The following is a 17623-nucleotide window of genomic DNA, read 5'->3' on the forward strand; positions in this document are numbered from 1 at the left end:
ACCAAACAAACCCGGGCTGGCAAAGCTACGCCTAACTCCTTAGAAATGTTCTGTTGGAATCTTTTCTGGTGGAGTTGCAAAAGTATGATATGGCACTGGAGATGGCAATGTCCACTCTAAACTATGTTTATGCGCATCTTCCCAGACTTCATCCGTTACTTTTTCACCCGTTCCCCCTCTAATTGTTTGAATAACAATATAAAGGAATAACAACTGGCTAAAGCCAAAGATAAAAGCACCAACACTTGATACCATATTCCAATCAGCAAACTGCACTGCATAATCAGGAATACGACGTGGCATACCCGCTAAACCTAAGAAGTGCTGAGGGAAGAATAAAATATTCACTGAAATAGCAGATAACCAGAAGTGGAATTTTGCTAGTCTTTCATCATACATATTCCCGGTCCATTTCGGTAACCAGAAATAACCACCCGCCATCAGAATAAAGATAGACGCAGGTACTAATGTGTAATGAAAATGAGCAACAATGAAATAAGTATCATGATACTGGAAATCAACTGGAGCTAACGCCATCATTAGGCCAGTAAAGCCCCCTAATGTGAACAGTACAACAAATGCAATTGAAAATAACATAGGTGTTTCAAAAGTCATAGACCCTTGCCACATCGTTGCTGTCCAGTTAAAAATCTTAACCCCGGTCGGAATCGCAATCAGCATGGTGGCATACATAAAGTATAACTCCCCTGCCATCGGCATCCCCACGGTAAACATGTGATGCGCCCATACAATAAATGATAGGAATGCAATTGCTGCTGTTGCATAAACCATAGAGCTGTAACCAAATAATGGCTTACGCGCAAACACTGGAATAATCGTTGAAGCAACACCAAAAGTAGGCAGAATCATGACATATACTTCTGGATGTCCGAAGAACCAGAAAATATGTTGATAAAGAACCGGGTCACCACCACCCGCTGCATCGAAAAAGCTGGTATCGAAGAAACGGTCAGTTAATAGCATAGTTACCGCACCGGCAAACACTGGCATAATCGCAATCAATAAGAATGCAGTAATTAACCAGGTCCAGACGAATAATGGCATTTCCATCAATGTCATTTTCGGCGCACGCATATTGAAAATAGTCGCGATAATATTAATCGCCCCCATAATCGAAGAAATACCCAGCATATGCACTGCGAAGATTGCGAATGGTAGTGCTGCACCTGTCTGTAAGACTAACGGTGGATATAAAGTCCAGCCTGAAGCTGGCGCTCCGCCTTCCATAAATAGTGTGCTGGCTAATAAAAGTATTCCGGCAACTAACATCCAGAAACTCATATTATTCATTCTTGGTAAAGCCATATCTGGCGCACCAATCATCAATGGAATCTGCCAGTTAGCAAAACCGACGAAAGCTGGCATAACTGCACCAAATACCATCACTAATGCATGCATGGTTGTCATCGAGTTAAAAAACTGCGGACTAACAAACTGCATACCGGGCTCAAATAACTCAGCACGAATAATAAGTGCCATTGTTCCGCCGACAAAAAACATCGCTAGAGCAAATAATAGATAAAGCGTACCAATATCTTTATGGTTGGTGGTAATTATCCACCTTAAAAAGCCTTTTTCAGGCCCATGATCATGATGATCATCGTGTTCATGTTCAGCTACGACAGCAGACATAATTAATACCTCTTAAAAATACTAAATAAAGAATTCGATTTAATAACTATAATGATGACGTCTGTTCGTCATCATCGTCATATTCGACGGCTGGAATCGCGGCTTGTAATGATTTTATCGCAGCAGGCTGAATTAAATCACCAACTGAGTTACCTAAGCCATTGCGGATAAATGTTGATACTGCTGCAAAATCAACAGGATCTAGCATTTGCCCAAAAGCAGGCATCATGCCTTTACCATTTAGCATTAATTCAACTTGTGCATTCATATCACCAGTAACAACGGCACTACTAGTTATAGCGGGGAAAGTACCTGCTAAACCAGCACCATCTGCCATATGACAAGATGCACAGTTATTTGCGTAAACGCTTTCACCTTTAGCAAGCAAATCTTCCTGAGACCAATCTTTTTCTGCAGCAGCCGCGCTTTCAACTGCGATACCTTTTTGCTCAGCAACCCATGCTTCATAATCAGGCTTTTCCATAGCAATCACTACAATCGGCATAAAGCCATGATCTTTACCACAAAGCTCAGTACACTGCCCACGATAAGTTCCCGCTTTTTCTACCGATGTCCATGCTTCATTGATATAGCCAGGAATAGTATCTTTTTTCCAGCCTAAATCAGGCACCCACCATGAGTGAATTACATCAGCTGCTGTAAATAAAAATCTAATTTTAGTATTTACTGGAACCACTAAAGGCTTATCAACTTCTAATAGATAATTCGGAACAGTCCGCGGATCAATACCCGAATTAAGCTGTCTCGCTTTATTACTTGCTTCATCTAAACTACTGAAAAAATGAATCCCATTATCAAGGTATTCATATTCCCACTTCCACTGCCACCCCGTGACTTTAATGGACATCTCTGAATCCTTAATATCATCCATTTCCAGCATGACCTTAGTAGCAGGAATTGCTAGTGCGATCAAAATAATGGTTGGAATGATAGTCCAGAGTATTTCCACTTTAGTACTTTCATGGAAACTTGATGCTTTATACCCTCTTGATTTACGATGGTAGTAGATTGAGTAGAACATAACACCGAACACTGCGATACCTATGAACACACATACCCACAACACCAACATATGCAAGCCATAGACATCTTTACTAATTGATGTCACGCCCTCCATTAAGTTAAGAGTATAGTCCGCATGCGCTGTCCCTAGGCCTGTAGCCATCAGGGTCAGACCTGCGAATAATTGCTTTGTTTTCATCACGGAGAAGCCTCCTCTAATATTAATAATAAACTGATTGAATGCGCCAAAATTGTTGTGACTTGCATTTATTCCCTTAGCAAAGCGTCCCTTTTCCCTTATCACAATCAAACTTCGTAATTTTAACTCATGAGCCACTGCTAAGCTAGGGATGTTTTTTCTTTATAACTATTTTGATTTATATCACTACTCTGAGATTCATCAAAGCCCCCTTAACCCATAAAAACCAGACCAGCTTTACCACATATTTTTAGCCAATAAAAAAGGCCAGCAAACAAAGCTTGCTGGCCTTTTAAAAACTGGGTATGAATCACTCATACCCACCTTTAAGTTATCTTAAAACTTAATATTCCAACTATTATGCAAGTGCATCAATCAACTCATCGTAAGATAAACCTTTATCAGTCAGAACATCTAATAATATTTGAGTTGCCGCTTCCATGCCTTCATTGCTGTAATTCATTTCTTTCTCTTTATCACGCATCTGCTTATATAAAGGAGCAACAACATCATTTATAATTGCTGGATCGGAGCCTGTCTTTCAGCATGGTATCCATCTGCAGTGGGTGTAATATGCGCTAATACCCAGTAATGATCTCCATTCTTTGCTTTATTGATAACAAAGGCACGAATTTCCTTTCCCGAACTAATCGTATCCCAGACTAATTTAAAACAAGCACGCGGCATATCGTCATGACGGACAATATTGTGGTTAGCACCAACTAGCTCGTCTTCGCTATATCCTGCTACTTCTTGAAATACATCATTTGCCGAAGTAATAATGCCTTTCTTGTCGGTGTCACTGATAATTGTTCCAGTATATGTAATTTCAGCCATTTATTGTGCCCCTTTTATTGTTATTGGAATTCATCAGACGACAATTACCATTCTTCATCTAATGGAATAGGGATTCTAACTCTAGTGCACTGATAATTGCAAAACTTTTCTAAAAACAAACTCAATTCAAGCAAGAGAATACTTATACTATTTACAAAATTTCACTTTAAGTATCACAGGCAACCTACTATAAATAAAAATGTTTTCCGCATTAGATTTCACAGATAAATTCCTCACTAAAAAGCTCAGGATCTAGCGTTTCCATATACGGAAAAACGGCCAACAAGGGCGCATTGATTGATAAACATAGCGACTGTATATTTTCATCTAGCATTAGCATATCCTTTTCTACACAGGAGGCAATCCAGCCCTGGCATTTCACTCCTGATTTTTGTAGCGCAGCAAATGTTGTCTTTGCCTGATTAATGCAGCCCAAGCGCATACCCACCACCAGAATAACCGGCAAATCTAGCTCCCGAGCTAAATCGGCCACATCCTGGTGAGCATTCAACGGCACCAACCAACCACCTACCCCTTCAACCAATACGACATCAGCAAGCTTCTCAATTTTCTGATATTTATCAATAATATTCTTCAGCACTATCTCAGCCCCAGCCTGCTCAGCCGCAATATGCGGAGAAACAGGCATTGCAAATGCATAAGGGTTAACATCCTGATATGGCAAAGCCAGTGACGCATGCTGCTGTAGTAATAATGCATCTTCATTTTTCAACTGCCCGTCAATCCTTTCACAGCCTGATGCTACGGGCTTCATTCCTACAACTGTTTTCCCCTGATTTTTAAAGTACTGCATCAAAGCAATGGTACTCCAGGTTTTACCTATTCCCGTATCAGTCCCGGTTACAAAATACCCTTGCGTCATATATCGCCACCTACTTTTGCCTGTACATAAATAATTTCATAGCTCGCGGTAATCTTGCCATCGTCATCTTTAGGATAAGCTGCTACCAATACCTGCAACTGACCTTTCGTCGTTAACGTCTTATTACGCGCCTGACTAACATTATGCGCCCCGATTCCTTTTAACTCTCGCATAAGCTCAATCACATCGTTATATTTAATCTGATAAACCCTGCTTTCTAACTGTACATCAACAAAACCTGCGGCTTGCAAATGCTGCTTAATTAAAGAAAGATTACAAAAATCATTTACATGCGGATAATCATCCACAGCTGCCCACGCAGCCTTCAATTCACATAAAGCACTTTCGCCAAAGGTAGAAAATACAAACGATCCATTAGCTCGCAAGACACGAAACACATCAGCAAACATTTCACCCAGCCCTTGGCACCACTGCAAGGCTAAATTAGACACCAGTCCATCAATACTATGACTGGCAAAAGGTAATTGCTCTGCATCAGCACAGACCAGAGGAATAGAGATATCATCCAGTCGTTGCCGTGCCTTCAATAACATCGGCATGGCAACATCTAAAGCTAGTATGTTTTCCAATAATGCTCGGTCACGCAATTGCTGAGTAAAAAAACCAGTACCACAGCCTACATCTACCACCATAGCCTCATGCGGCATGGCTAGCTTAGCTATTAATTCATGTCCAACCTTCCGCTGCAGGGTAGCCATTGCATCATAACTTTGCGCTGCATTAGCGAATGACTGTCTGATTTGCCTTTTATCCAGCGCAACATTAGTTTCCATTATTGAATTATGAAGTTATAAATTTAACCATTAGTATAAAACCGAACTATCAACTTAACACGGTTAACCGCTTTAAAAACAGCTAGGCCGTGGCTTTAGAGGTTGTGAAAGCATCTGCTTTTAGCCTCCCCCCTTGAGAAGGGGGATTGAGGGGGGGGATCGTATAAAAACATATGTCATTGATACTGTGTGATTAGTTTTAATATATCAAACCTCCCCTAACCCCTCCTTAACTAAGGAGGGGAATTATGTTGAATACTTTCACTGTCTCTTTTGCCCGCCTTTAGGTGCTCACTGGCATTGGCGGGCTAAAGCCGCGCCCTACTATTTTTAGACTTTGCGCGGCGACAGTTGTGGGTTTTATTCGGAAAAGCGGCTGTTAGAAAACCGCGGGCTAAAATAGATACTGCATTAAGCATTACAATCACTTCGCCGTGTAAAATCATGTATTAGAGCTAATAGCTGTTTTTGATCAGTAATAAAAGGTATATGACCTGCTCCGGCAATAAGGTGCACTTCAAGCCGAGCTTGCAATAACTGGCACTGCTCACCCACACTCACCGGCACTAATGTATCTAGCTCCCCCAGGATCATCATTACAGGAATCCTTAAACTACTTAAGATTTTTCTTTGATCAACTGCCTGCAGAATACCCAGACCAGCCATTAAAACTTCAGGGGAAGAGGGAGCGCATTCCTGCAAAGCCTGCTTAATCTGCTTTAAGCTAGCTTTTTTATCATCCATCTCCTGCACCTGTATGCTCATAAAACGCAATAAAGTCGGCGCAGGATTTTTCTGTAAATTATTAGTAAATAATTGCAGAACATCTGCCTGCACCCCGGGCCAATTCTTAGTTTCCATAAAATGTGGATTACTGGCAATCAGCACTAATGATTTAATTTTCTGTGGATATTTTTCCGCCAGGCGCAATGCAACATTCCCTCCTAACGACCATCCTATTAATACACATGCATGCTCAGGTAGCTGCGCATAAACCGCATCCACAACTGACTCTAAAGTATAAGGGGTAATACTTGCGCTTAAGCCATGCCCAGGCAAATCCAGGCACATCACTTGATTCTGCCCTGCTAAAGCTTTAGCAAAATCACGCCATATCCCTGTGTGCATTGCCCAGCCATGTAGCATAACAATAGGTTCGCCATGCCCATAAACCTCTTTATGCAACTTATCTTGAAACCAAGCTGTCATGCAGGTAGACCTTCTAGTGCGCACAACAACTGATCAATATGCTGTTCAGTATGTTGCGCAGAAAAAGTAATGCGCAGGCGCGCACTCCCCTCTGGCACTGTAGGTGGACGAATCGCACTGACCCACAATCCTTGTTGTAATAAATGCTCGCTGGCTTGCAGCGCCTGCAGACTATTACCTAGCACTATCGGCTGGATAGCTGATTCAGACGGCATTAAATCCAGACCTATTTGCCTGGCCCCCGTTTGAAATCGTTGCACTAACATCTTTAATTTATCTCTACGCCAGCTATCATTAATAACAAATTGCAAACTTGTTCTTGTTGCAGCCGCAATTGCAGGCGGCAATGCCGTGGTGTAAATATAAGTTCTCGCTTTCTGAATTAAAGTTTCAATTATTACCTCAGAACCAGCAACAAACGCCCCACTAGTACCAAATGCCTTGCCTAATGTACCCACTAACACAGGTACTTGCTGCTGATTTAACTGGCATTGCTCGACTAGCCCTGCACCGGTTGCTCCTAACCCGCCAAATCCATGCGCATCATCAACCATTAAATATGCTCCCTGTTGCTGCGCTAACTCTGACAGTGCCTCTAAAGGCGCATAATCGCCATCCATGCTAAATACGCCATCTGTGACAATCATTGCCTGCTGATCTGGCATAAGGCCATGCATTTTTGCTTGTAAATTATGCATATCATTATGCAAATAGCGCTTAAATTTAGCCCCTGATAATAAACCACCATCAAGCAATGAGGCATGATTTAATTTATCTTCGTAGACAACACCACCCTTACCCATCAACGCGGCTATCACACCTAAGTTTGCCATATAACCAGTAGAAAACAATAACACACGCTCACGCCCGGTAAAATCTGCTAATTCCTCTTCTAACGCATGATGCTCATAGCCATGCCCACAAACTAAATGTGCTGAGCCACTACCTACCCCATATTTATCAACCGCCTGTTTAAAGGATTCGATAACTTGTGGATGATTAGCTAGACCTAAATAATCATTACTGCAAAAATTCAGTAGTTTACGCCCGTCAACCCGTAAATAGACCCCTTGTGCAGAATCGATAATCCGCCTGGTACGATATAGATTAGCTTGCTTTAATTCATCAAGCGTTGCTAGTAAATTGTTTTGCTTTACCATGAAGGACATGAAGACAATGAAGAAAGAGACAAAGTTGCCGAATAAGCTAATACCAGACGCTCTAATTAACCGAGAAAACTGGGGAGTAGGCTAAAGCCTACTCCCCCAAGTTTGTAAATTATTGATTGTTAGATATGTGTTATCGGTTATTTAAGGGGCTCAAAGCATATTTGTAAGGAGCATTGTTGAGGCCTGGATAAAATAAAAGCAGCAAACCCTTCAGGTTCTTCATGCACTTCATGGTAAAAGTAACAATTCAACAACATTGCCGGAAAACGCTGCGCTATTCCGGCCTACGGTTTACGGTTACGCGTAACTCGACCCTGCAGAGCGCACACCTAATCGATCAAATAAAGCTAGATCATGGTTAGTCATTGGGTTATCCGTAGTTAATAACTTATCACCATAAAAAATAGAGTTCGCACCGGCAAAAAAGCATAATGCCTGCATTTCATCTGACATATCAGTGCGCCCGGCAGATAGTCTAACGCGCGACTCAGGCATGAGTATGCGTGCCACGGCAATCATACGAATAAACATAAAAGGATCAAGTTGCTCGCTACCCATTAAAGGAGTCCCTTCTACTTGCACCAACATATTGATTGGCACACTTTCCGGGTGTTTAGGTAAATTAGCCAATTCGATCAGTAAATTCGCTCGATCAGTATCATTTTCCCCCATACCCACAATACCGCCACAACAAACATTGATACCAGCATCACGTACACGCCCTAAGGTATCTAAACGGTCCTGATAAGTTCTAGTGGTAATTACTTCTGAATAGTAATCTTCCGAGGTATCCAGGTTATGGTTGTAGTAATCCAGCCCCCCTTCTTTTAAGGTTTGAGTTTGCTGGTCAGTTAACATACCTAAGGTCACACAGGTTTCCATACCCATTGCTTTTACCCCTTGTACCATTTCTACAACACGCTCTATATCCTTATCCTTAGGGCTCCTCCAGGCAGCTCCCATACAAAAACGTGATGCACCTTGATCTTTTGCTTGTTGCGCTGACTTTAAGACTTCATCTACCGGCATTAATGCTTCAGGTGTTAAATCCGAATCATAGCGCGCACTTTGCGGGCAATAACCACAATCTTCTGAACACGACCCCGTCTTAATACTTAACAGACTGCTTATTTGCACTTCGTTAGGATCAAAATGCGAACGATGAATAGTTTGCGCTTGAAAAAGCAGATCATTAAACGGCTGGTTAAACAAAGATTTCACTTCCTCTAACTGCCAATCATGGCGTAATATTGAATCATTACTTACTAAAACGGATGACATTCTGTTAATCTCCAAAGCCTGGATTATCCTGGAAAAATCGATTAAGCAAAAACTAATCAACCTAACATGATGAAAACGGTAAACAACTGGATTAATATTATACAATATAGTTTGCTTCCGGCTAGCTGTATCTTATGTGGAAACCGGGGCATGCAAGATATGGGTCTGTGTCAGCCCTGCTATAACGGACTATTGACAGTGAAGAGTCATTGCTTTTGTTGTGCAAAGCAATTTGAAAGCGATAGCTCGAACCTGCAATTATGCGGTGACTGCCAGAAAAATCCCCCGGCTTTTGACAGAACCTATGCCCCGTTTGCACATCAGGGAGCAATACGTTACCTAATAAATCAATGTAAATTTAATGGTGCGTATAAAAACTCTCGTTTATTAGGCCTACTTCTCGGGAAGCACCTAACTAACAATGCCGAACTTCCCGAACTCATTATTCCCGTTCCATTACACCCGAAACGCTATCAACAAAGAGGTTTCAATCAGACGCTGGAAATTGCTAAAATTATTGCCCAGCAACACTCTATCCCTATTGATAATGCCTGCTGTCTGCATATAAAAAATACGCCACATCAAATCTCCCTAACGGGAAAACAACGACATAAAAATATTAAAAATGCTTTTCAGATGGTAGCAAGGCCTAACGCTGAGCATATTGCCATTCTGCATGATGTAATGACGACAGGCGCAACAGCAAATGAGCTAGCCAAAACGATAAAAGCTACCGGGGTCAATCGCGTAGATGTCTGGGTTTGCGCTCGCGCATAAAATTTTCAATAACAGCCACGGTTCTTTCTAGCGCACCTCTATTTTGCTTTACAAAAGCACGTCCGGCATTTATCAATAACTCTTTTTCCCGTGTCTGACTCAAAATAAGTGTTACGTTATCAACAATATCCGCATCATTAAAGCACTGTATAGCCCCTTTGGCATCCAGCAATTGCTGGGCAAGCATTTCAGAGTTTTTCATATAAGGCCCAAACAATACGGGCACATCAAGCAAAATCGGCTCAAAAATATTATGCCCACCTATAGGCACCATACTGCCGGCAACAAAACTACAATCAGCAACTGCATACATCTGCTTCAGTTCACCGATGGTATCCACTAAAAATACATCAGTGGATGCTGTACATGGTCTTTCTTCTGTGCGCCGGACTACATTAAGTTTATCCACTAAACATAATTTAATAATTTCATCTGTACGTTTTGGCTGGCGCGGCACTAAAACTAATAACAACTCAGGAAATCGTTGCTTTAAACTTTTATAACCATTTAAAAATATCTCTTCCTCTCCCTGATGAGTACTTCCAACCACTAAAACCATGCGCTCAGGAAATAGCTTTTGTTTTATATCAAATGCCTGAATTTTAGTTGACTCAGGGATAGCCATATCTAATTTAATATTCCCTGTGACAGTAATTTTTTCAGCACTCACTCCAATATCCTGATAGCGGCGTGCATCAAGCTCTGTCTGCACAATCACCGCATTAACTCCCGAGAAAACGTTTTCCAGGAAAAATTTGAATTTCAAGTACCCTTTGGTTGATTTTTCAGATAATCTGGCATTAACAATAAAAAAAGGTATCGAATTTTCTGCACATTTTGAGATCAGTACTGGCCAGATTTCAGTCTCCATAATGACCGCCATCCTAGGCTGAAAATGCCTAACAAAGCGCCCCACTGCATCTGGTATATCTAATGGCAAATAGACATGCTCAACTCTATCACCCTGCAATGCATGGACACGCTGGTATCCAGGCTCTGTACTTGTGGTAACCAGAACTTTATAAGAGGAATTATCTCGAAAATAATTAATTAGAACATTGGCTGCTTCGACTTCACCGACTGAGGCGGCATGCAACCAGATAACTTGCTGAGTATGTTTTTTTGTATAAAACCCGAAAAACTCTTTCCATCGAGCATGATAATCTTTCTTGTTTAAGCCTCTTAGATAATGAAAAACGGCCCAGAAAGGAATTAATAAATAGAATAAAGCAACATAGAAATAATACATATCGTAAATATCCACGCCTAAGCGGCAGCTAATACCTAAAGAAAGGTACGAACGGAGGGTAAAGTATATTCGAGTGATATACTAAAAAAATGCTAGCAAATCAAGACTCAGAACTTAAAAGAAAATAGCACCAAGTTCCTCACCTAATGTAATCTAAGCTTCAACTAAATAAACAGCTTATGACACACCGTAGGTTTGAACTTATTCGTACCTACAAAAAATCAGTAAAATCCACTGATATGGAGTTGCACCATATCAGTGAATTTAAACAGCAAAAGATCTAGTCTTCTGCAACAACCTGAACATTCACTGCAACAGTTACATCAGCATGTAAATTTACGTCGATATTATATTCACCAATCTGGCGAATAATACCTTCTGGCAAGCGTATTTCGCTTTTATCAACTGCTGCGCCAGCTGCTGTTATCGCATCAGCAATATCAACAGTGCCCACAGAGCCAAATAACTTACCTTCTTCACCTGCTTTATGCGCAATAACAACTTCGACTTTAGCCAAAGCATCAGCTCTTTTCTGAGCTGCTGATAGTTTCTCAGCTGCAGCTCTTTCAAGTTCTGCTCTACGCGACTCAAATTCTGCAATTTTTTCTTTAGTCGCCATAACGGCTTTTCTTTGTGGAACCAGAAAATTTCTAGCAAATCCTGATTTCACGTTTACTTTATCGCCTAGATTACCCAGGTTTACAACTTTCTCAAGAAGGATAACTTCCATCTTTAAATCCTCATAGTTATCGGTGTACCGATTTCACAGTACATTTAAGTACTGGATGGGGGGGTTATATTTTTTCGTAAATTCAGCCACGTATCACTGATACCAATAATCGCTACTGGAATCACAATATGCGGCACAATAAAAATGCTGATATAAAATATTGGTAATAAAAAGCGCTTTGCCTTAGTGTTCGCTAATAAAGCGTGCGCAATAGCAGTTCCGATAAAGGCATACAACATAAATAAAATAATACCTATATTCCATGCTACTTCGGAAAAAATGCCACTTGATAGCAGCGCAACCAAAAAGGTAATCAGCGTTACTATAGTAAACCTTAGCGACATACGTAGAGACAGGTATTCAGCAGAGAATCCACCCGGATTATACAATTTAGCCTGCCACCAACGAGCCAGTAACAAGCCTAACAATAATCCAGTAACTGAACCTGTTGCAAGTATACCTGTCATATACCTAGACATCATGACAACCGTCTGCTCTATCTGCTCTACAGGCACTTCAGAAACTTGTAGCATAGGCTGTATCATGATATTCAAAACTGCCTGCCAATAAAGAGCAGGATCCTGAACCATCAAATAAAAACCTATCACTGCTAAAGCACCTATTATTGACGCTATCTCAAAAGCCAGCGACAAGTGCCGTCCTTCGCGCAATACTATAGAAAGCAACCAGACAGGCAGCCACAATATAAGAGCATAACCCAAAGCAAATTGAAAATCACTTAAGACTACAAAACCCAACAAAGCAGCAGCTAAGGTAGCGCTTAATAATACTAATAATCCTTCATACCCACCACGACGCAATGTCACCAATGCGACTGTAGCTGAACTTACAATACTAATAGGCGGCATAAGTAATGATAGCAAAGCTAAAGAAGCGGCAACAAACATAGCCTGCCCCCTTCCTCGCATAATAAAACTCGCTAAAAAATTCACTGTGCCTACCTTATATTAATTAATCGTGTGCATCACAAAAAGGCATCAAAGCAATATAACGCGCACGCTTAATAGCGGTTGTTATTTGTCTTTGATTTTTTGCAGTTGTACCAGTAATACGGCTAGGTACAATTTTGCCTGTTTCAGTAACGAATTCGCCTAGCAATTCGATATTTTTATAATCGATTGCATTGCTTTCACCTTCCGCACCAAAAGTATAATGCTTTTTGCGTCTCATTTGACGTGCCATAAGCTTAACCTCTATGTATTTTTATTAAATGCTCTCAGAATCTTTTTTGACTTCTGCTTCAGGAGCCGCTTTTTCAGTTACTGGCTTTTCAGCTTTAACTTCTTCAGTTGCCGGTTTTTCAGCTTTAGCTTCTGGCTTTTCAGTTTTAACTTCTGGCTTTTCAACTTTAGCTTCTTCAGCTGCCTCTGATGCAATAACAGAAGAATCAGTGAGCGCACCTTTCATTACTAAAGTCATGCTACGTAGCACAGCATCATTAAAACGAAAACTACTTTCCAACTCAGCAAGAGCTTCCTGATCACACTCAATATTCATCAATACATAATGTGCTTTTTGCAGTTTTTTAATCGGATAGGCCAGATGTCTGCGCCCCCAATCTTCTAAACGATGGATAGTACCTGATGTCCCTTCAATAACTGCACGATAACGATCTATCATTGCAGGTACCTGAGAGCTTTGATCAGGATGAACTAAAAAGACAATTTCATAATGCCGCATAATTTTCCTTTCGGTTTAAAGCCTTCTATATAAATTAGTATAGTAAGACAAGGAGGGTTTTCACACCCCGTAAAAGAACCGAGCATTATATTTTATTTTTACTTTTATTGCAAAATAGTTGTTTTTACTCATCAGATAATAACGCACAATTACCTCAAAATAACTAAACTATTTTAGTCGTAGACAATCAGGTAAAATACAAAAAAAGAATAATTGCTATAAATAAACATGAAAAAAATTGAACTACTATCCCCCGCCGGCACCTTAAGAAATATGCGCTACGCCTTTGCCTATGGCGCCGATGCAGTCTACGCAGGTCAACCCCGCTATAGCTTACGGGTCCGTAATAATGATTTTCTTGATGAGAATCTTGCTAAAGGTATAGCTGAAGCACACGCCTTAGGAAAAAAGTTTTTTCTCGCTGCCAACGTAATTCCACACAACACTAAAATTAAAACCTTTATCAAGGATATCGCTCCTATTGTTGCCATGCGACCGGATGCACTGATCATGGCAGATCCGGGGTTAATTATGATGGCCCGAGAGCAATGGCCTGACATGCCAATACATTTATCGGTACAAGCTAACACAGTTAACTTTGCGGCCGTTAAATTCTGGCAAAAAATGGGCGTAGAGCGCATTATCTTATCGCGTGAACTATCACTTGATGAAATTGCAGAAATTCGTCAGGAATGCCCCGATATGGAATTAGAAGTTTTCGTCCATGGCGCTCTTTGTATCGCCTATTCCGGGCGCTGCTTATTATCAGGATATTTCAATCATCGCGACCCTAACCAAGGCACTTGCACTAACTCATGCCGCTGGAAATATGACACAAAGCCAGCCCACGAAAATGCAGAAGGTGATTTTGTTCTTGATGGCGGTTCACTATCGCTCGATGACCTCAACTCCAGCACTGCAAACTGTGGAGGCGCTGAACGTCACCCGCTTGCCGATGAAGTCTATTTTCTTGAAGAAGAAGGCCGCCCTGGTGAGCTTTTACCTGTCATGGAAGATGAGCATGGTACCTATATCATGAATTCCAAAGATTTGCGTGCTATCGAACATATACACCGACTGGTAGAAATTGGTGTCGATAGTTTAAAAATTGAGGGGCGAACTAAATCTCATTATTATGTAGCCAGAACTGCACAGACTTACAAGCAGGCAATTGATGATGCAGTAGCAGGCAGAGATTTTCAGCCCGAACTAATTGGGGTATTAGAGAATCTGGCTAACCGTGGCTATACTGATGGTTTTTATCAACGCCATCACACTCACGAACATCAAAACTACCTCACTGGCTATTCAAAAAGCCACCAGCAACAATTTTGTGGTGAAATCAGAGCCTATGATAAAAATACTGGACTGGCGGAAATCCTGGTAAAGAATAAGTTCGCAGTTGGAGATAAGCTTGAGTTTATACATCCGGAAGGAAATCATGATATTATCGTAAAAAGCATGGAAGACCTGCATGGACATGAAATACAGGAAGCATCAGGCGGTGGTTATGAAGTTAAAATCCCCATCCCCGCCTTTGAAAACAACCTGGGCTTATTAGCCCGATACATTAAATAACGAGGCAAAAATTATGAAAGCTAATGTGGGTGGACTCGATAAAAAACTTAGAATAGCCGCAGGTATAATCATCATTGCAGCTGGGGCTTTTTTTAAATCCTGGTGGGGAGCCGTTGGCATTATCCCTTTGGCAACAGCCCTGATTAACTGGTGCCCTGCTTATCTGCCTTTAGGCATATCAACCTGTAAAGCTAAGACCTCTGATACAGAATAGGTACCATATAAGTATCTAGGCAAAATTGATTTAACCTTTTTAGAATCGTCTTGGTAATGTTAATAGGCACGTAGAGCGGACTTTAGTCCGCTAATATATCAGTTTCCTACATTAGCGGACTAAAGTCCGCTCTACATTGATGCCTTATTTTAGTTAAATTAATTTACCTTGGGTACTTACATATACACAGGCGTAGACGTTAAACTCATACCTTACCATCGCATACTCACTCCATGACATTCACAACTGCAGACATTTGTGACAGCCACTCATCTGATACTGGCTTTCAAATAGCCGAACCTATTTTCAAAACTTTTGGCAAAAAACACTGCTTTTCAGGACAAATCACTACCGTTAAAGTTTTTGAAGACAATGTATTAATACGACAACTATTAGAACAAAAAGTTAGCGAGCGCATTTTAGTGATTGACGGCGGAGGCTCACATCGTTGCGCATTACTCGGCCAAAACCTGGCAAGCACTGCTTGCAAAAACGGTTGCCGGGGTATTATCATATACGGTTGCATACGTGACTCCGATGCAATTAACAAGCTTCCCATCGGTATACGCGCATTACACACTCACCCCTTAAAAAGTCATGAAAAAGGCACTGGAGAGTTAAATAGCACCTGTATGTTTGCCGGTATACATTTTAAATCTGATCATTATCTCTATGCAGATAATGACGGCATTATCGTTTCTCAAAACCCATTACTTAAAAGACCATGAAAATTGAACTTGCTAACCCTAGAGGCTTTTGTGCTGGTGTAGACCGCGCAATTGAGATTGTTGACCGCGCTATCGAGGCCTTTGGCGCACCTATTTATGTCCGTCACGAAGTAGTACACAACCGTACGGTCGTTGATGGCCTTAGAGAAAAAGGAGCAATTTTCATTGAAGAATTAAGTGATGTCCCAGAAGGCTCTTATCTTATTTTTAGCGCTCACGGTGTATCCAAAAAAGTACAAAAAGAAGCTGTCGAAAGAAATTTAACAGTCTTCGACGCTACCTGCCCTTTAGTTACAAAAGTTCATATCCAGGTCGCTAAACACGCAAAAGCTGATAGAGAAGTATTTCTTATCGGACACGAAGGCCACCCCGAAGTCGAAGGCACCATGGGGCAGTACGAAAAATGCACTGAAAACGGCGCTATCTACCTAGTTGAAACACCAGAGGACGTAAGAACCGTCAAAGTTAATAACCCCGAAAATCTGGCCTATGTCACGCAAACTACGCTATCAATGACTGATACTAGCGTGATGGTTGATGCACTACACGAACATTTTCCGCATATTCTGGAACAAAAGAAAGACGATATTTGCTACGCCACACAAAACCGCCAGGATGCGGTACACGACCTTGCAGAAAACGCAGACATTATTCTGGTTGTAGGCTCAACTAATAGCTCTAATTCCAACCGCTTAAGGGAAATTGCCGAGCAACTGGGGAAACCGGCCCACCTTATCGATACCGCAGCTGACATGCACCAGGACTGGTTCACTAATGTCGATGTTGTCGGCGTAACAGCTGGCGCATCTGCGCCCGAAGTACTTGTTCAGGAAGTGATAAAGCAACTACAAGACTGGGGTGGTGAAACAGCGACAGAGATTAAGGGCATAGAAGAAAAAGTGGTCTTTACCCTACCTAAAGAATTGAAGTTACATATGGAAAAGCGTTAAATTTTCTAACGAACAAGGTTAGATTGTGATCGCGAAGCGAGCCACAATCTGAACCGTTTGTTGGACAAGCCCGGGGGGATAGTAGAGATTTTGTTACTACGCTATATGAAAATAGCTTTTTGCTGATTAGCCCGATTGATTAATCAGAGCTCTATTTTTAAATCTTAACTGAACATTGTAAGTTGCCTATTGCAGACAACTTACAACAACAAGTCTCGGAGCAATTTTTTAGCCTAAACCCCCGATTTTAGCCCAAGCAACTCCCTCAGGGTCTTATCCTGCTTGCTTGGGTGAAGGTGTGTGAATTTACATAACCGTTCGTGGTTCCAGCATTTTAGTCGGCACAGGCTGAGACATTATCTCCACTCTCGGTATTCGCCTACGCCCTACGATCATTGCACCACCACAGCATTTACAACTAAATTTCGGGCGTGGCTTCAGTGTGCGTAATATCTTCGCCGGATCAAACTTTAGCAGGATGTGAATCAGCTTAATCACCCGCTTGCTATTAGGGTGTAAAAAACCGAAGTTCCGCGCACGGCGAAAGCCTTTGGGTAAAACATGCTGCAGCACCAGCCATAAAAAATCAGCTCCCGGCACTGTTTTGGTTTGATAGCGTTTGGTTTTGCTGTCCTGATAACGATATGT

The 17623-nt window shown here is 41.4% G+C and carries 20 protein-coding genes; 5 read left to right on the plus strand and 15 right to left on the minus strand.

Annotated features, from left to right (window positions below):
- Nucleotides 1–39: 39 nt before the first annotated feature.
- The 9 genes from ctaD to bioB all read right to left on the minus strand — a co-directional run bounded on the left by ctaD (nt 40) and on the right by bioB (nt 9048).
- On the minus strand, nt 40–1653 hold the full coding sequence (gene ctaD, locus CDZ78_RS07245) for a cytochrome c oxidase subunit I (RefSeq protein ID WP_087869407.1): 1614 nt from the start codon (nt 1651–1653) through the stop codon (nt 40–42).
- Between the two features lie 46 nt (nt 1654–1699).
- Complete coding sequence (gene coxB / locus CDZ78_RS07250) at nt 1700–2878, minus strand: cytochrome c oxidase subunit II (protein ID WP_087869423.1); 1179 nt, start codon at nt 2876–2878, stop codon at nt 1700–1702.
- Between the two features lie 355 nt (nt 2879–3233).
- Nucleotides 3234–3359: a hypothetical protein gene (locus CDZ78_RS23615; protein ID WP_263459049.1), complete on the minus strand. Its 126-nt coding sequence runs from the start codon at nt 3357–3359 to the stop codon at nt 3234–3236.
- Nucleotides 3360–3388: 29 nt separating this feature from the next.
- Complete coding sequence (locus CDZ78_RS07255) at nt 3389–3712, minus strand: PAS domain-containing protein (protein ID WP_140413925.1); 324 nt, start codon at nt 3710–3712, stop codon at nt 3389–3391.
- A 211-nt stretch (nt 3713–3923) separates the two neighbouring features.
- Nucleotides 3924–4595, minus strand: a complete 672-nt coding sequence (gene bioD / locus CDZ78_RS07260) for a dethiobiotin synthase (protein WP_087869408.1) — start codon at nt 4593–4595, stop codon at nt 3924–3926.
- Nucleotides 4592–5389 (minus strand): malonyl-ACP O-methyltransferase BioC, encoded by a 798-nt coding sequence (gene bioC / locus CDZ78_RS07265; protein WP_087869409.1) that lies wholly within the window; start codon nt 5387–5389, stop codon nt 4592–4594. The genes bioD and bioC overlap by 4 nt, the downstream gene beginning before the upstream one ends.
- A 411-nt stretch (nt 5390–5800) precedes the next feature.
- The gene (gene bioH, locus CDZ78_RS07270) at nt 5801–6598 is read right to left on the minus strand and encodes a pimeloyl-ACP methyl ester esterase BioH (protein WP_087869410.1); all 798 of its coding nucleotides are present in this window, start codon (nt 6596–6598) and stop codon (nt 5801–5803) included.
- Entirely contained in the window at nt 6595–7758 is a 1164-nt protein-coding gene (bioF, locus tag CDZ78_RS07275; protein WP_230990786.1) for an 8-amino-7-oxononanoate synthase, read from the minus strand. Before bioF ends, bioH begins: the two co-directional genes overlap by 4 nt.
- A 306-nt stretch (nt 7759–8064) precedes the next feature.
- Nucleotides 8065–9048 carry a biotin synthase BioB gene (bioB, locus tag CDZ78_RS07280; RefSeq protein ID WP_087869412.1) on the minus strand — a complete coding sequence of 328 codons (984 nt, stop codon included), beginning with the start codon at nt 9046–9048 and terminating at the stop codon, nt 8065–8067.
- Nucleotides 9049–9117: 69 nt separating this feature from the next.
- Between bioB and CDZ78_RS07285 the strand changes: the two genes are divergently transcribed.
- Nucleotides 9118–9825: a ComFC family protein gene (locus tag CDZ78_RS07285; RefSeq protein WP_087869413.1), complete on the plus strand. Its 708-nt coding sequence runs from the start codon at nt 9118–9120 to the stop codon at nt 9823–9825.
- On the opposite strand, the gene waaA is transcribed toward CDZ78_RS07285, so the two are convergent.
- The 5 genes from waaA to rpsF all read right to left on the minus strand — a co-directional run bounded on the left by waaA (nt 9788) and on the right by rpsF (nt 13505).
- Nucleotides 9788–11074 (minus strand): lipid IV(A) 3-deoxy-D-manno-octulosonic acid transferase, encoded by a 1287-nt coding sequence (gene waaA / locus CDZ78_RS07290; RefSeq protein ID WP_087869414.1) that lies wholly within the window; start codon nt 11072–11074, stop codon nt 9788–9790. The two genes, CDZ78_RS07285 and waaA, sit on opposite strands and share 38 nt — an antisense overlap.
- A gap of 280 nt (nt 11075–11354) precedes the next feature.
- Nucleotides 11355–11804 (minus strand): 50S ribosomal protein L9, encoded by a 450-nt coding sequence (rplI, locus tag CDZ78_RS07295; RefSeq protein WP_087869415.1) that lies wholly within the window; start codon nt 11802–11804, stop codon nt 11355–11357.
- Between the two features lie 44 nt (nt 11805–11848).
- Entirely contained in the window at nt 11849–12757 is a 909-nt protein-coding gene (locus tag CDZ78_RS07300) for a YybS family protein (protein WP_167374209.1), read from the minus strand.
- Between the two features lie 19 nt (nt 12758–12776).
- Nucleotides 12777–13007 carry a 30S ribosomal protein S18 gene (rpsR, locus tag CDZ78_RS07305; RefSeq protein WP_087869416.1) on the minus strand — a complete coding sequence of 77 codons (231 nt, stop codon included), beginning with the start codon at nt 13005–13007 and terminating at the stop codon, nt 12777–12779.
- Nucleotides 13008–13031: 24 nt separating this feature from the next.
- Nucleotides 13032–13505, minus strand: a complete 474-nt coding sequence (rpsF, locus tag CDZ78_RS07310) for a 30S ribosomal protein S6 (RefSeq protein ID WP_087869417.1) — start codon at nt 13503–13505, stop codon at nt 13032–13034.
- Between the two features lie 228 nt (nt 13506–13733).
- Here rpsF and trhP point away from each other — a divergent pair, with 228 nt between their 5' ends.
- The 4 genes from trhP to ispH all read left to right on the plus strand — a co-directional run bounded on the left by trhP (nt 13734) and on the right by ispH (nt 16975).
- Nucleotides 13734–15083: a prephenate-dependent tRNA uridine(34) hydroxylase TrhP gene (gene trhP, locus CDZ78_RS07315; protein WP_087869418.1), complete on the plus strand. Its 1350-nt coding sequence runs from the start codon at nt 13734–13736 to the stop codon at nt 15081–15083.
- Nucleotides 15084–15096: 13 nt separating this feature from the next.
- Nucleotides 15097–15297, plus strand: coding sequence for a YgaP family membrane protein (locus CDZ78_RS07320; RefSeq protein WP_087869419.1), 201 nt, complete (start codon nt 15097–15099; stop codon nt 15295–15297).
- Nucleotides 15298–15530: 233 nt separating this feature from the next.
- The gene (gene rraA / locus CDZ78_RS07325) at nt 15531–16025 is read left to right on the plus strand and encodes a ribonuclease E activity regulator RraA (RefSeq protein ID WP_087869420.1); all 495 of its coding nucleotides are present in this window, start codon (nt 15531–15533) and stop codon (nt 16023–16025) included.
- Complete coding sequence (ispH, locus tag CDZ78_RS07330; protein WP_087869421.1) at nt 16022–16975, plus strand: 4-hydroxy-3-methylbut-2-enyl diphosphate reductase; 954 nt, start codon at nt 16022–16024, stop codon at nt 16973–16975. The genes rraA and ispH overlap by 4 nt, the downstream gene beginning before the upstream one ends.
- A 306-nt stretch (nt 16976–17281) precedes the next feature.
- On the opposite strand, the gene CDZ78_RS07335 is transcribed toward ispH, so the two are convergent.
- Nucleotides 17282–17623 (minus strand): transposase (locus CDZ78_RS07335; RefSeq protein WP_174664562.1); only part of this gene is annotated, 342 nt, incomplete at its 5' end.

The sequence above is a fragment of the Bathymodiolus platifrons methanotrophic gill symbiont genome (assembly GCF_002189065.1).
Taxonomy (GTDB): Bacteria; Pseudomonadota; Gammaproteobacteria; order Methylococcales; family Methylomonadaceae; genus Methyloprofundus.